The organism is Donghicola sp., from assembly GCF_025210255.1.
GTDB lineage: Bacteria > Pseudomonadota > Alphaproteobacteria > Rhodobacterales > Rhodobacteraceae > Donghicola > Donghicola eburneus.
Map to the genome: position 1 here is coordinate 72,143 of NZ_JAOARZ010000014.1, position 14,221 is coordinate 86,363.

12 protein-coding genes are annotated in these 14,221 nt (G+C 58.6%); 3 read left to right on the plus strand and 9 right to left on the minus strand.

Annotation, left to right across the window (positions count from 1 at the left end; translation table 11 throughout):
* Nucleotides 1-71: 71 nt before the first annotated feature.
* Together N4A58_RS04045 and N4A58_RS04050 are read left to right on the plus strand one after the other, a co-directional pair.
* On the plus strand, nucleotides 72-1,907 hold the full coding sequence (locus tag N4A58_RS04045; protein WP_293708057.1) for a CheR family methyltransferase: 1,836 nt from the start codon (nucleotides 72-74) through the stop codon (nucleotides 1,905-1,907).
* Complete coding sequence (locus N4A58_RS04050; protein ID WP_293708058.1) at nucleotides 1,840-2,601, plus strand: PAS domain-containing protein; 762 nt, start codon at nucleotides 1,840-1,842, stop codon at nucleotides 2,599-2,601. The genes N4A58_RS04045 and N4A58_RS04050 overlap by 68 nt, the downstream gene beginning before the upstream one ends.
* Before the next feature lie 70 nt (nucleotides 2,602-2,671).
* On the opposite strand, the gene N4A58_RS04055 is transcribed toward N4A58_RS04050, so the two are convergent.
* From N4A58_RS04055 to N4A58_RS04070, 4 genes are all read right to left on the minus strand, one after another.
* Entirely contained in the window at nucleotides 2,672-3,109 is a 438-nt protein-coding gene (locus N4A58_RS04055; RefSeq protein WP_293708059.1) for a response regulator, read from the minus strand.
* Complete coding sequence (locus N4A58_RS04060) at nucleotides 3,106-4,230, minus strand: ATP-binding protein (RefSeq protein WP_293708060.1); 1,125 nt, start codon at nucleotides 4,228-4,230, stop codon at nucleotides 3,106-3,108. The genes N4A58_RS04055 and N4A58_RS04060 overlap by 4 nt, the downstream gene beginning before the upstream one ends.
* 795 nt (nucleotides 4,231-5,025) lie before the next feature.
* The gene (gene ppk2 / locus N4A58_RS04065) at nucleotides 5,026-5,946 is read right to left on the minus strand and encodes a polyphosphate kinase 2 (protein WP_293708061.1); all 921 of its coding nucleotides are present in this window, start codon (nucleotides 5,944-5,946) and stop codon (nucleotides 5,026-5,028) included.
* Between the two features lie 91 nt (nucleotides 5,947-6,037).
* Nucleotides 6,038-6,937, minus strand: coding sequence for a LysR substrate-binding domain-containing protein (locus N4A58_RS04070; RefSeq protein ID WP_293708062.1), 900 nt, complete (start codon nucleotides 6,935-6,937; stop codon nucleotides 6,038-6,040).
* A 188-nt stretch (nucleotides 6,938-7,125) separates the two neighbouring features.
* On the opposite strand from N4A58_RS04070, the gene N4A58_RS04075 reads away from it, so the two are divergent.
* The gene (locus N4A58_RS04075; protein ID WP_072706139.1) at nucleotides 7,126-7,470 is read left to right on the plus strand and encodes a RidA family protein; all 345 of its coding nucleotides are present in this window, start codon (nucleotides 7,126-7,128) and stop codon (nucleotides 7,468-7,470) included.
* 99 nt (nucleotides 7,471-7,569) lie between these two features.
* Here the strand turns inward: N4A58_RS04075 and N4A58_RS04080 are convergent, their stop codons facing one another.
* The 5 genes from N4A58_RS04080 to N4A58_RS04100 all read right to left on the minus strand — a co-directional run bounded on the left by N4A58_RS04080 (nucleotide 7,570) and on the right by N4A58_RS04100 (nucleotide 14,209).
* On the minus strand, nucleotides 7,570-9,288 hold the full coding sequence (locus N4A58_RS04080) for a hydantoinase B/oxoprolinase family protein (protein WP_293708063.1): 1,719 nt from the start codon (nucleotides 9,286-9,288) through the stop codon (nucleotides 7,570-7,572).
* Nucleotides 9,289-9,292: 4 nt separating this feature from the next.
* On the minus strand, nucleotides 9,293-11,317 hold the full coding sequence (locus N4A58_RS04085; RefSeq protein WP_293708064.1) for a hydantoinase/oxoprolinase family protein: 2,025 nt from the start codon (nucleotides 11,315-11,317) through the stop codon (nucleotides 9,293-9,295).
* A gap of 23 nt (nucleotides 11,318-11,340) precedes the next feature.
* On the minus strand, nucleotides 11,341-12,630 hold the full coding sequence (locus N4A58_RS04090) for a TRAP transporter large permease (RefSeq protein ID WP_293708065.1): 1,290 nt from the start codon (nucleotides 12,628-12,630) through the stop codon (nucleotides 11,341-11,343).
* On the minus strand, nucleotides 12,627-13,136 hold the full coding sequence (locus tag N4A58_RS04095) for a TRAP transporter small permease (protein ID WP_293708066.1): 510 nt from the start codon (nucleotides 13,134-13,136) through the stop codon (nucleotides 12,627-12,629). Before N4A58_RS04095 ends, N4A58_RS04090 begins: the two co-directional genes overlap by 4 nt.
* An 80-nt stretch (nucleotides 13,137-13,216) precedes the next feature.
* A complete protein-coding gene (locus N4A58_RS04100; protein ID WP_293708067.1) occupies nucleotides 13,217-14,209 on the minus strand; it encodes a TRAP transporter substrate-binding protein in 993 nt (330 codons plus the stop codon).
* Nucleotides 14,210-14,221 lie beyond the last annotated feature (12 nt).

The window sequence follows — 14,221 nt, forward strand, 5'->3', positions numbered from 1 at the left end:
CTATTGTGCCCCTAGAAATACGCAAACCTTTTCGACCTAGGTTGGCCTTGGTTTCTTTGCGGGGGGCAAACTTGGTTAAAATCGTTGCTATTGGCACATCCGCAGGGGGCCTCTCTGCGCTAGAGACTTTTTTCGCGGCGACGCAGCACCCATCAGATATGTGCTATGTGGTTGTTCAGCACCTAAGTCCTGACTTCGTCTCAATGATGGACCGGCTTTTGGCACGCATATCGACGCTGGACATTCGCAAGATCGAAGATGGGGATCCAATCCTTGACAATACGATTTATCTGAATACGCCCTCGACCTATATCGAGGTGGAAGATGATCGCTTTCGTGTGCGCCCCTTTGACCGCGCAGGCCGTGCGCCGCGTTTGCCGATCGATCACTTTTTCTCGTCTCTGGCGCAAAGTGCGTATCAACCTGTGGTGGCTGTCGTGATGACCGGCAGCGCGTCGGATGGGGCTCAGGGAGCATTGAAGATTACGCAAGCGGGTGGGTTGGCCTTTGCCCAAGATCCCGAAGAAGCTGAATTCCCCACAATGCCCGAAGCATTGATCAAGGCCATACCGAGTGCCGAAGTCGCGACGGCAGGCGAGTTGCCCGCGCTCATTCATGCGCGCTTGTCTGGCGCGACGCGCGCTCCTGTCGAATGGTCCGAACTCAGCGCCTATCAGGGCATTATCCGGCTGTTGCAGGACACCTTTGGGTTCGAAGCGGACGATTATAAACCCGACAATGTCCGCCGCCGTGTCGAGCGGCGCATGGCTCTGAACGGATTCAATGACGAACGCGATTATCTGGATCTGCTCGCCCAAAGCCGCGAGGCGCTTGAAGAACTGTATGGTGATGTGCTGATCGGGGTCACGCGGTTCTACCGTGACATCGGCTACTTTCACGCGCTGCGCAAAGACGTCTTTCCCGAGATGCTTCACGGTGCCAATGAAGAGACGCCGCTGCGGATTTGGGTCGCGGCGTGTTCGACCGGCGAAGAGGCATATACGCTGGCGATCGAATTGAGCGAGGCGATGGAAGAAGTGGGACTGCTCGCGAATTTCCGGATACTGGCGACAGATGTGTATGCGCCTGCGATCAAGACAGCCTCGGCAGGAATTTACCAAGAGCAGCAGGTCCAGCACATCGAGCCTGACCTGTTGCAGAAGTACTTTTACCGGTCTGGCCGCGGCTATCAGGTCAAATCCCAGCTTCGGCAAAAGCTCATCTTCTCGGTTCAGAACGCGCAGGCAGACGCCCCGTTTTTGCGCTTGGATCTGGTGTCGTGCCGGAACATGCTGATCTATCTGACGGACGAAGCGCAGGCCAAAACGTTGGCGAATTTTAATTTCGGGCTGAAGCAGGGCGGGTATCTGACGCTAGGGCCGTCGGAAACACCGGGCGCGCTTCTGGATCAATACAGCGCTGTGAATGAAAAATGGCGTGTATATCATAAACACCCCGCTATGCTTCACACGGGACATGCCCCGGCCGATCGAGAGGGCCCACTGGCGATGACGACCGAAGATCCGAAACCGAACATTGCGCCGAACCTAAACTCGGACAGCCGCGACACCAGAGAGAGTGCCGCGCGCTCCCAGACTGCGGGAGACGGATGGATCGCGTTCAAGACCTATGCTGGCCTTGATGCGATGCTTCGGCGTTACGCGCCATCTTCGATCCTGATCAACGCCGACGGAGAAGTCCTGACTTGGTACGGGCTTGCGGGTTTGTATGTGGATACCAAGGGTAAAACCGGGGGCTGGCACGTCGAAGATGTCCTTCATCCCGGCATGCGGACAGTGATCGCTGATGCGCTGATGGCCATTCGCGAGAAAAATCGAAGTGACCGAGCACGAGATCGACTTGCAGTTGACCGAGACGGACAACCATCGTGTCGCGGTCAAGGTTGAACCTCTGGCGCTCACGCCGCCTTATGCCCGCTTTGTCGTCGTGGGGTTGCGGCGGGTGTCGGACGACGAACAAGCCGTGCCCAATGCCGCGGGCGAAGAGGAGGCTGCCAAGTTGCGGGCACGGGTCGCCGAGTTGGACAAAGATCTGCGCCTGACCGAAGAGAGCCTGCAATATGTTACCGAAGCGATGGAGAGCAACGCAGACCTTCTGCGGGCGTCGAACGAAGAGCTTCGTTTTGCGAACGAGGAACTCCAGACCTCGAACGAGGAATTGCAGGCCGCGAACAAAGAATTGCACGCTGTGAACGAAGAGTTGCAAATTGTGACCAGCGATTTCGAGCGTCAGGTCAAAAGCGAGGCCGAGCAGATCAGTGCCTATGAGAGCGCGCTGCAAATGGCGGGGCTGTCGGCGCTGTTCTTGGACGCAGAAATGCGTCTTGAGTCCTTTACCCAAGGGGCGGGACGCCTGCTGGAATTGGTGCGGTCTGACAGGGGCCGGACGATCCGGTCTGTCGGGATCACGCTGCCGTTTGCCGATTGGGCTGCTCTGTGTGATCAGGTGCGTACAACAGGGCGCGAAGCCAAGGTCGAAGGTGAGCTTGATGGAAGTCCGCTGGCCGTAAAGGTGCGGTATATCAAGGCCAATGAAATTTCGAATAAGGCGCTTTTTGCGGTTCTGCTACAGGAAACATAAAGCGCGAGACCAAAGAAAAGGGCACCCGATAAAGGCGCCCTTTTGATGGCTCTACATGAATGGGATGTCCTTAGCTGATCGAGACGCAATCTGTCTCAGCACGGGGCATTCCGTAGTGCTTGGCCAGCTCCAGGAGCTGGCTTTCCGTGAGCGGCTTATTGATGAAAGCGGACAAGATTCCGCACGTCTGCGCGGCACGCATGTCCTCTTCTTCTACGGAAGAGGTCAGCATAATCACGTTGGCGCGGGAAAATTTGTGTGCGGCTTCGACCTCGAGCAAGCGCAGCAGTTCGATGCCGTTAATCTTGGGCATATTGAGATCCACGAAGATCACATCATACAGCAGCGGGTCGGCTGCGAGCAAATGCAAGAAAGCTTCGACCGGATCGTTGATCGCTTTGCAGCATCGCACCACGGGCGAGCGTTTGCATACCCTCTGGAATAGTGCGGTCTCAATCTCGTCATCGTCGACAAAGAGAATGGATCCGAGCGTCTTGGAAAGTGTCATGACGAGTGGCTCCCTGCAATATCTAGGAAAAAACGACAGCCCCCATCCGGAAGCGTTTCTACACCGATATCGGCGTTATGGTTTTCTGCAATCTTGCTGCAGATGGACAGGCCAAGGCCCGATCCTGGGACGTCGCGCCGCAGATGCAGGCGCGCAAAGGGTTGAAAGATACCGTTCAGCTGATGACTGGGGATCCCGGGCCCATCGTCGCTCACGCTCAGGCGGATTTTGGCGGTCCCGGGCAGGGGGGTCGTGCTGATCTTGACCGACACAGGGCCATTCAGGCTGCCGAACTTGATAGCGTTTTGTGCGAAATTCTGAAGAACCACCCTGATTTGGGAGGGATGCCCGATGATGTCGTGTTGGCAGTCGATCTCTACCGCTGCGTCATATTCATCAATCACCGCGCGCAGGTCCTCGACAACCGCATGGGCCGTTTCCTTGCTGGAGATCAGTTCATGGCAGGACTCGCTGGGTTGCGCATGCAAAAAGTAGTTGCGCATATCGCCGAGCAGAACCAGCATCCGCTGAACGCTGGCTTCGCACATCTCGGTTAACTCGGTTGCGTCCTGCAGATTGCCCGTATCGAGAGCGTATTTGACCTCTGCCAGAGCAGCAGAGGCAGTGCGCAGGGGCGAGACCATGTCATGCGACATGCTGTAGATAAAGTGCTGGAGATCGCTGTGCATCCGGTAAGCGCCCCGCGTCGTAGCGCGGAAATTCGCGGCGTCCTTGAAGGATTCAATCGACGCAGTCGATGTTAGATCCCTGAGCACTCCAAGCAGCCGATGCGGCCTGCCACGATTGTCGCGGATCAGATGGCCGCGGCACCGGAAGTGGGTGATGCCACCTTCGTTATTTTCGAACCGTAGGACTTGGTCATAGCTGAAATCCTGCTCGTCGAGCATGTCGAAAGACAAGGAAGCCGCTTTGGACAGATCCTCCTCAATCAACAGGTTGAGGAGTGCCTCGCGGCTATGAGGGCGTTGCGCAGGGTCAAAGTGCAAGGACTCCCAAAACTCAGGACTGATCCACAGGTTGTCGGTCTGTTTGAGATCCCAGAACCACAGCCCGTCGTGCATTTCTTGGATGATAAAAGCCTTGAGCGAATTATCCGCCACCAAGCTGCCCCTGAGCTCTTGCTCAAGATAATGTTTTGGTATGGCCGCATGATGCATCAGTGGGGTCTCTGGCTCTAGATCAGGAAGGCATTTGACACAAAAAAAGCCCAGAAGATGGGGCACACACCTCCCCAACTGCTGAGCTTCGACTTGGACCCATGATGTGAGCTATGGTTGCGCGTCGCAAGTATTAATTTCCTGCAGCTTGTGGAGGCAGGCGGCTAAAAGGATAGCTCTATCGCTCGGATATTCCGAGGCGTTCCTGCCAGCGCGATCGCCACTGCCTGGAAAAATATATAAAAAATAGAATGTTAATCTCTGTTCATGCTCGGCACCGCCAGCGGTTTGTTCCTATCAATCTTAGCTGTGCATTCTCGGGTTTATATTTTTGCAAAGGTATATTTTATTTTTTGGTTCCCGCATGGGGTGTGTTCTGGGGCGGTCACTCCAGCCAATTCGACCGATTCTGCGCGATGGCGCGTCAAAGCAGCTGCCGTGGAATGCCGCAATAATATATCAAATAGAGATATTATTGCGGGGCTGAATCGGTGTTTCTGCAAAGCTCAGGCTGACCGACACCGGAATTCGTTAGACGATCGTTAGGGGGCAGCAGAGCGCTGACAGCGCATTTGATCTTTCGGCGGGTCCCATGGTGCATTGAGACGGCAGCACCTCACCACTGTAAGCATTGATAACGATTTTCTAGCGTTGATAGCCGCGACGAAAATAGCGCTATGCAAAGATCGGCGTTCTTTGGTGGCCAAATGGACAAAGAGCCGATCTCGCATATTCGCCCTAGTACTTGGCTGGCACGTAGAGATCACGGGGCAGGACAGCGCGTTCGTAGTCCGGCTTGAAGACACGGTCCGGCAAAGAAATATCGTCATGCGGAATTGGGCCATATGGAAATTGACTCAGCAGGTGGTCAATACAGTTCAACCGAGCGCGCTTTTTGTCGTTGCCGGGCACGATATACCACGGGGCTTCGGGGATGTTGGTGCGCTCCAACATTTCTTCTTTCGCTTTGGTGTATTCTTCCCAGCGGACACGGCTTTGCAGGTCCATTGGGCTGAGCTTCCACTGCTTCATCGGATCATGGATCCGCATGAGAAAGCGCATCTGCTGCTCTTCGTCGGTGATCGAAAACCAGTATTTTACCAACCGGATGCCCGACCGCACGAGCATGCGCTCAAATTCTGGCACATCGTTAAAGAAGTCCTCGACCTGATCGTCATTGGCAAAGCCCATCACGCGCTCAACCCCCGCGCGGTTGTACCAAGACCGATCAAAAAGCACGATCTCGCCGCCTGCCGGCAAGTGCGGCACATAGCGCTGAAAGTACCATTGAGACTTCTCTCGATCCGATGGGGCGGGCAGGGCGACCACACGAACCACGCGTGGATTCAGGCGCTGTGTGATCCGCTTGATCACGCCACCTTTGCCAGCAGAGTCGCGCCCTTCGAACAGAACCACGACCTTTTCTCCGCTATGCTGGACCCAATCCTGCAGCTTGATCAGTTCGGATTGCAGCCGGAGCAAGGACTGGAAGTAGACTTTGCGGTCGATCTGATTGGGGTGGGCGCGATCATAGATCTTGCGGATTTCTTGACTGAGGATGGCGTCCTCTAGTTCGATTTCGAAATCCTCGTCCAGCGTGTCGGCCAATTCAGCCTCAAGCCAGTCACGCGCACCCTCGTTAAACACATCGTCAGTCATCGGTCTATCCGGTTCAGTCAATAACAGGGCTTTCTACCCCGACAGCTGTAACAGTCCGATGAAGCCGGTCATTGGCGGATAGAAGGGCAAGTCACTGGCCGTCTTTATAAGGAACCAGCTCGCGTTCAAACTGCTCCAGAAACGCGCTTAGATCGGGCCCAAGGCTCTGCCCTCGGGGGCGGATGATCGCCAAGCTGAATTCAGCTGCATCGGTAAAGGGGCGCACGATCCCGCCTTGTGCGCGGTGCGCAGCGGCAGTGAAGGGGTCCACAATCGAGATGCCCATACCGCGTAGGACCAGTCCTGAAACCAAGGTGGACAGGTGCGTGCTGACCGTGATCTCGGGCGGGTTGGTCATCTGAGCAAAGGCGCGCTCCATCATCGTGCCTGTCGCTGTGGATCGTTCGAAGGCCACCACGTTTTGCCCGCCGAAATCGTCAAAGCTGAGTTCCGCCTTGGCCGTCAATTCGTGCCCTTCGCGCAGAATGCAGCAATAGGGTAGCTTTATGGTGCGGATGAGGTCGACGTCGTATTCGTGGTGGGTTGGAGACGTGAACCCCAATTGTGAAGCGCGCGTCGCGACCTTGCGCACGACGTTGTGGGTTTGCATCGACTGCAAAGATACCCTGAAATCGGGCCGTTCGCGCTGATAGCTGACCAAAGTGTCTGACAGTACTGAATGGGCGATTGCAGGCATCGCACTGATCGAAATGGTGCTGCGCTTGCCGACCTTGATGTCCCGTGCGGCCTTTTCGATCGCGGATAGCCCGATGAAGCTGCGGTCGATCTCGATGGCCAGTTCGCGGGCTTCGGGGGTTGGAACGATCTTGCCCCCGAAACGCGTGAAGAGTTGCAGGCCCGTCCGATCCTCTAGATCCTTGATCAAGCGGCTCACGGCGGGCTGGGACACATGTAGATTTTCAGCCGCACCAGAGACCGTGCCGCATTCAATGACAGCGCGGAACGCCTCGAGGGATCGTTGTGAGAGCATGCATAACTTTTCAGAATAGGGGCCGCATTTAAAGTAATTTGCTTTATACCCTGCCGATCCCCCAGTGTCATCCCATGATCACAGCGCCCGGGTCTCGTTGCGCCACTCCCGCGCCTGCGGGCTCTGACACTGTGATCGCTGCAATAGATAGGCACGTCCGTGCCGCGAACGTACGAAGGAACGACCTTATGATCACTCGGCACATTTCTGGCCCCATCCACCACCGCATCGTCGAACATGGCGACACAGTCTACATCGGCGGTCTGGTGGCTGACGACAAATCCAAAGACATGAAGGGCCAGGCCGAAGAGATTTTTGCCAAGCTCGACAAGCTGCTGGAAACCGCTGGCACCTCCAAGAAAAAGCTGCTGCAAGTCATGGTGTACTCGTCGGACTTCAACCAGAAAGACGGCTTTAACGAAGCGTGGAAAGAATGGCTGGAGCCTGCGGACATGCCTGTGCGCGCGTATCTTGGTGTATCGGACCTGTCGCCCAATACGCTGGTCGAAGTTGTGACCATCGCCGCGAAATAGAGATCAGATCAATCATGACACAGGCCTCGCCAATTTGGCGGGGCCTTTGTGCGTTCGGGGTGCCAGCAAAAGAAAAGGGGCGCCGCAGCGCCCCAGATATCAAATCAGATCTTTGGCAAGCTGGACCTTGTCTGGCCCGTACAAAGCCTCTGCCCGCTTGGTCGAGATGCGCCCGTCCCGCAGGTCCCGCGCCAAGGCTTCGGCCGTCCGTTTTGCCGGATCGCCATAGCCGCCCCCACCGGGGGTCTCGAGCCGGATCGTTTCGCCCTTGTCCAAGGTCAGGTTCGCGACCATCGGGTCGAGTTCCTGCGCTGCGTCGGTCCCAGCGTTCTTGATCAGGTGGGCAGGGCGGCCAGAGGTGCCGCCAGCGACGCCCGGCGCGCCTTCTTTGTGGCCATCAGAGCGGGCGGTAAAGATCACGCCGCCGTTTGGCGCCGAGATTTGCCGCGCGATCCCCATGCCGCCGCGATACTGCCCCGCGCCAGAGCTGTCATCGACCAGCGCATATTCGTCCACCACCAGATCGTACTCGATTTCCAAAGGCTCGATTGGCAGGTTGGACGAGTTCGTGACGTGCACATGAACCCCGTCCATCCCGTTGCCCGCATAGCGTGCGCCAGCGCCGCCACCGATGGATTCAAGATAGACATAGCCCTCGTCGCGGCCACGCCGTTTGCCCGCAAAGACCATGACGGGCACGATATCCTGTCCCGCCGCTTGCGCTTTTTCCTGCGGCAGAAGTTGCGAGAATGCGCCGATCAGCGCCCGAACAACCTTATTGCAGGTGATCGACCGCGCGCCGGTGGCTGCTGGGGCGATGGGGTTCAGCAGGCTGCCTTTGGGGGCCGAAATCTCGATCCCTTCGAACATGCCGGAGTTGGGCAGGAGGTAGGGATCGAGCAGGGTTTTGACCACGTAGTAGACCGACGCATTGAGCGCCGAGGCAACCACATTCAGACCGCCGCGCGCCTGCGGGCCGGTGCCCTCGAAATCCACGATCAGGCGGTCGCCTTTGACGGTGACATTGGCCTGAATGGGCACCTCGACGGGGCCAAGGCCGTCGCTTTCGATCTTGGAATAGAAGGTCGCAGTGCCGTCCTGCATTTCCATGATCCGGTTGCGCAGACGGTTTGCGGTGTAGGTGAACAAGTCCTCGACCAGCTCATCGACCTTGTCCGCGCCAAGGCTATCGGCCATCTCGTGCAACAGACGCGCGCCCCGTTGATTGGCAGAGGCCTGAACCTTGATGTCGAGCCAGCGTTCCTCGGACGAGCGGCTGTTCAAAGAGATCATGCGCAGCAGGTCTTCGTCCAACTCGCCCGCGCGGCACAGCTTCATCACGGGCAGGCGCAGGCCCTCTTCGAAGATCGAGGTCGCACCGCCGTGGATCGATCCGGGCACCGTCCCGCCTACGTCCGAGTGGTGGCCGATATTGGCGGTGAAATAGCGCACCTGACCATCGACAAAGACCGGCGTGACCACCGAAATATCCGGCGTGTGCGTGCCGCCCGCCGCATAGGGATCGTTGCAGATAAACACATCACCCTCGGCCATGCGGTCGATGGAATAAGCGTCCAAAACCGCACCCACGGACCCCATGAGAGAGCCAAGGTGCAAAGGGATATGGCTGGCCTGTGCGATCAGGCGCCCGTCAGCCGAAAAGAGGGCGACCGAGCAGTCCTTGCGTTCTTTGATGTTCGACGAGAAAGACGCGCGGATCATCGAAGTGCCAATTTCGTCGGCCACAGCCAGCAAGCGGTTGGTGAAGACCTCCATCGCGATGGGGTCGGACAGAGTTTTCTTGGTGTCGAGTGCCATGGGGTTAAACCTCGATAAACATTGTGCCGGTGGCGTCGACGCGCACGGTCTGGCCGGGTTCGACGATGGTGGTGGACGACATTTCCTGCACGATTGCGGGGCCGTTGATCACCTGACCCACAGGCAGTTTCGCGCGGTCGTAGAGCGTGGTTTCAAACCAGCCGCCGTCGAAATAGACCTGCCGTTTGCCCATCACTGGATCGGCGTCTTCGGGGCTGTGGGTGGTTTCGGGATCGGCGCCAGAGGCCCCTTTGACCGACAGGCGCAGGTTCACGATCTCCACCGCGCGATCGGCGATATCGTAGCCGTATTCCTGACGGTGCGCGGCGCGGAAGCCCTCTAAGAAGGTATCATAGGCGGTGTCGATCCCATCCAGCACGACCTGCACTTCGTGGTTCTGACCGTCATAGCGGGCGTCGACCACGTACTGCATCTCTCGCGCTTCGGGGGCGATGCCTTCGCCGTCGAGCCAAGCGTCCCCATCCTTGTACATCTCGGCAAAGGCCGCGGTGATCTGCGGCCATGCCTCGGCGCTGGCGGTCGATACACCAGTGCGGACAAAATCGAAGCCCACGTCTGATAGCAGGATGCCTCGGGCGCACATGGTTCCGGGTTGGGCGGGAACGAGCACGGATTTCATGCCCGTCTCAACCGCAACAGCGGCGGCGTGCAGGGGGCCCGCGCCCCCATAGGCGAACAGGGCGAAGTCCGACAGGCGGTGGCCCTTTTCGGTGGAGACGGCGCGGATGGCGCGGCCCATGTTGGCGACAGCGATGCGCAGGATACCAAGGGCGGCATCCTCGACGCTCAGGCCCAAGGGGGCGGCGATCTGGGTCTCGATGGCCTTGCGCGCGGCCTCTTTGTCGACGGTCATTCGGCCGGACAGCAGCGTGTCGGCGTCCAGACGTCCGAGGACGAGATTCGCGTCGGTGGTCGTGGGCTCGGTGCCGCCCTTGCCATAGGCGACGGGGCCGGGGAACGCGCCCGCCGAACGGGGGCCGACTTTCAGCGCGCCTGCATCATCCAGTGCAGCGATAGAGCCGCCGCCAGCGCCGATGACATTGATGTCCAGCATCGGGCAGCGCACGGGGTAGTCGGCGACCAAGCGGCTGGTGGTAAAGGCAGGACGTCCTTCGAGCACCAAGGAAACGTCGGTCGAGGTGCCCCCCACGTCATAGGTCACGATGTTCGGATAGCCCGAAGCGCCCGCGACTTTGGCCGCACCGACGACGCCAGCCGCCGGACCGGACAGACAGGTCCGCACGGGAAAGGCGCGCACGGTGTCCACGGACATCAGACCGCCGTTCGAGTGGATGGTGCGCGGGGCGCTTGCGAACCCGATGCTCTGCAAGCGCTGCAGAAACCGCTCCAGATAGCGGTCCATGCGGGGGCCGACATAGGCGTTGATCACGGTGGTCGAGAACCGCTCGAATTCACGGAACTCGGGCAGCACGTCTGAACTGATCGAGACGTAGGCCTCGGGCATCACTTCGCGCACAATCTCTGCGGCGCGGCGTTCATGGCGACCGTCGCGGTAGGCATGGAGGAAGCAAATCGCAACCGCTTGCATGCCTGCATCGCGGATCTCTTCGGCGGCGCGGCGCACAGCCTCTTCGTCCAAGGGCACCAGCACATCGCCGTCTGCGTTCATGCGCTCCGGCACCTCGATGGACATGTAGCGCTCGACCAGAGGCTCGGGCTTGGTGATGTCGTAGTCATAGAGATGCGGACGGGTCTGGCGGCCGATCTCCAGCACGTCGCGCGCGCCTTTGGTAGTGATCAGACCGGTGGGGACACCGCGCCGCTCGATCACCATATTGGTCGCGACCGTGGTTCCGTGGCCTACGAATTCGAACTGGTCAGGGGTGATGCCACGCTCTTTGACGAAATGGCGCAGGCCGGTTTCGATCGCTTCAGAGGGGTCATGAGGCGTGGAAGAGGTCTTGAAGTGGGTCGCCGCGCCATCGGTGGTGTTGATCGCGGTGAAGTCAGTGAAAGTGCCGCCCACATCGAAGCCGATACGGTACATAGGGTTGGTCCTTTGGTGTTGGATCACTGCGCCTGAGGCATCAGCAGATCAGGAAGAAACATGGTGATTTGGGGGACGAAGGCGACGAGCAGGGCCACGATCACCAAGGTCAGATAAAAGGGCAGAAGCGCACGGGTCAGTTCACCCATCTTGATGCCGGCGACCGACATCACGGTATAAAGGACAAGGCCTACCGGCGGGGTGATCGTGCCGATCATCATGGTCACAACCACGGTCACGCCTAGGTGCACTGTGTCGATGTTGAACGTGGTCGCGATGGCCAGCAGGGTCGGGACTAGCAGAACAAGCGCGGCCAACACCTCCATGAACATGCCGACGATCAAGAGGATCGCAATGACTACTGCGATGGCCGCGGCTTTGGAGACAAAGAGCCCTTCCATCAGGGACACGAGTTCAACGGGCAGACGCTGGATCGAGATGATCCATCCGAACACTGCCGAGACCGCGATGATAAAGAGGGTCGACGCCGAGGTGCGCACGGTGCCTAGGATCGCTTCCCAAATGGACCGGATGTTAAATCCCAGCGCGATGGAGCCGATCAGCAGGATGTAGAGAACGACAACGACAGAGGCTTCGGTCGGGGTGAAGATGCCCGCTAGAATGCCGCCAAGCAGGATGACAGGGGCCAGCAGTGCGGGCAGGGCACGCCAGAAAGCTGTGTTCACCTCACTCAGTGTCGCACGGGGCAATTTAGGCGCATCTTCGCGGCCGGTTTTAACCAGAATGTAGACCATGACCATCAGCGCAAAACCAACCAGAAGGCCTGGCAGCGCACCGCCAAGGAACAGGCGCCCCACGGACTCTTCGGCAAGAAACCCATAGACAACTAGCGTGATTGAGGGCGGAATGATCGGACCCATGGTGGCCGACGCAGCGGTGATCGCAGAAGAGAACTTGCGCGAGTATCCGGCCTTTTCCATGGCCTTGATCTCAACCGCGCCAAGGCCGCCCGCATCGGCCACCGAACTGCCGGACATGCCCGCAAAGATGATCGAAGCCAGCACGTTCACATGCCCCAGACCGCCAGTGATGTGCCGCACCAGAACGCCCGCGAAGTTAAAGATGCGTTCAGTGACGCCAAGGCCGTTCATCAGGTTCCCCGCCAGCAGGAACATGGGGATGGCGAGCAGGCTAAAACTCTCGATCCCGCCAGAGGCGCGCAGGGTCAGTTGGACCTCTGGCAGACCGGCCATCAGGATGTAGAGCGCGGACGACACCAGCATCGTGTAGGCGACGGGCAGGCCAAGGATCAGCAGCCCGAAAAACATCACCAAGAAGGCAACAGTAATCATTCGTGGACCTCTTTGGTGGGATGGGTGGGGGTGCCGGTCAGCTCTTTCCAGATCGCCTCGGCGGCGAAGAGGATGGTGAAACCTGCGCCCAAGGCGAACGGGAACTGGATCAGCATGAATTTCGAGGTGAGCGGCCCCTTGGGCACCGTGCCGAATTCGAGCCGCGACATCAGGGGCTGGATCTGCTGGATTTGCGTCAGGATATACAGCATCACCGCGATGACCGCCCCGTGCAGCAGGACATGGATCACGCGCTTGATGGCGACGCTTTCGAACCCGCTCAGGACGTCCATCCCGATATGCCCGCCCTCGCGGTAGACCAGCGCGGCCCCAAGGAAGGTCAGCCAAACCATCGACAATTCCGCGATGTCGTCGGTCATGTGCACCGGCGCATTGAACACGTAACGAGAGATGATCTGGACCGCGAGCGCCCCAATAATCGCGACAGTGAGGGCTGCGCAAAGCCACAGGATCAGGCGGTGCAGCCCGTTCAGAAGAAGCGTCATAAGCGATTGTCCTGCATGGTTATTTAGAGGGTTGGTGCCAAGATGTTAGAAGGATCGACTCCAACCCCTCCCTTTCGGGATTACTTCATGGCCTGAATTTCAGCCCACCAGCCTTCGGGCAGCAGGCCTTCGTCTTCGAATTCGGGGACGGACTCGGAGACCTTGGCGCTGAATTCCGCACGAACGTCAGCGGGCATATCGCAGAAGGTCACGCCTTCGGCTTCCATGGCGGCTTTGTTCGGCGCGGTTTCCGCGGTTACGAGTTCGACAAAGTAATCGCCCGCATCCTCGGCTGCTTGGATGACGATCGCCTGATCCTCTTCCGAGATCGACTGGAACGCGCTCTCGGCGACGTAGACGCTGTTCTGCGGGTACATCATCTGCGCATCGGTGACGTAGGGCAGGACTTCGTAGAACTTGGATGAATAGATCTGCTCGCCCGCGCTTTCGGCCATATCGGCGACGCCTTGGCTCAGGCCCATGTAGGTTTCACCATAGGCCATGGTGACGGGGACGGTGCCGATGCTTTCCCAGCCTGCGACGAACATGGGAAGGTTGGGGGAACGGGCGCGCTTGCCCTCGATATCTGCGGGGGAGGTGACACAGGACTCTTTGGTCAGAAAGACGCGGGGCAGGCGGAACCAGTTGGTCGCCAGAATGCGGACGTTGTAGTCATCGCGCAGCTCGTCCTTGAGGCCTTGGGCCAGATCGCTCTCCATGAACTTCAGGAAGTGATCTTGGCTTTCGAAAACGAAGGGGATGTCTACGACGCCGAATTCCTTGACCAGGTTCGAGGCGTTCGAGCCGGAACTGATGTAGCCCTCTTGGGCGCCCATCGCCATGGCTTCGATCTGGGCAGGGCCGTTGCCGAGCTGCGAGCCCTCGTAGAAGTCGATGGTCACGCGGCCTTCGGTGCGCTCGCCCACCAGTTCGGCGAACTTTTTGGACGCGATGGTCACGGGGGCGTTCGGGGGGTTGATGCCGCCAAAGGTCCAAGTGGTTTGGGCCTGCGCGACGCTGGCGCCGAGCGCCAGAACCGAGACAAGTGAGAGGGAAAAACCTTTTGAAAACATTGTACCATTCCT

Coding starts and splice junctions, on each gene's coding strand:
- N4A58_RS04055 (WP_293708059.1), bottom strand. CDS start 3,109: ATGACACTTTCCAAGACGCTCGGATCCATTCTCTTTGTCGACGATGAC.
- ppk2 (WP_293708061.1), bottom strand. CDS start 5,946: ATGACTGACGATGTGTTTAACGAGGGTGCGCGTGACTGGCTTGAGGCT.
- N4A58_RS04070 (WP_293708062.1), bottom strand. CDS start 6,937: ATGCTCTCACAACGATCCCTCGAGGCGTTCCGCGCTGTCATTGAATGC.
- N4A58_RS04075 (WP_072706139.1), top strand. CDS start 7,126: ATGATCACTCGGCACATTTCTGGCCCCATCCACCACCGCATCGTCGAA.
- N4A58_RS04080 (WP_293708063.1), bottom strand. CDS start 9,288: ATGGCACTCGACACCAAGAAAACTCTGTCCGACCCCATCGCGATGGAG.
- N4A58_RS04085 (WP_293708064.1), bottom strand. CDS start 11,317: ATGTACCGTATCGGCTTCGATGTGGGCGGCACTTTCACTGACTTCACC.
- N4A58_RS04090 (WP_293708065.1), bottom strand. CDS start 12,630: ATGATTACTGTTGCCTTCTTGGTGATGTTTTTCGGGCTGCTGATCCTT.
- N4A58_RS04095 (WP_293708066.1), bottom strand. CDS start 13,136: ATGACGCTTCTTCTGAACGGGCTGCACCGCCTGATCCTGTGGCTTTGC.
- N4A58_RS04100 (WP_293708067.1), bottom strand. CDS start 14,209: ATGTTTTCAAAAGGTTTTTCCCTCTCACTTGTCTCGGTTCTGGCGCTC.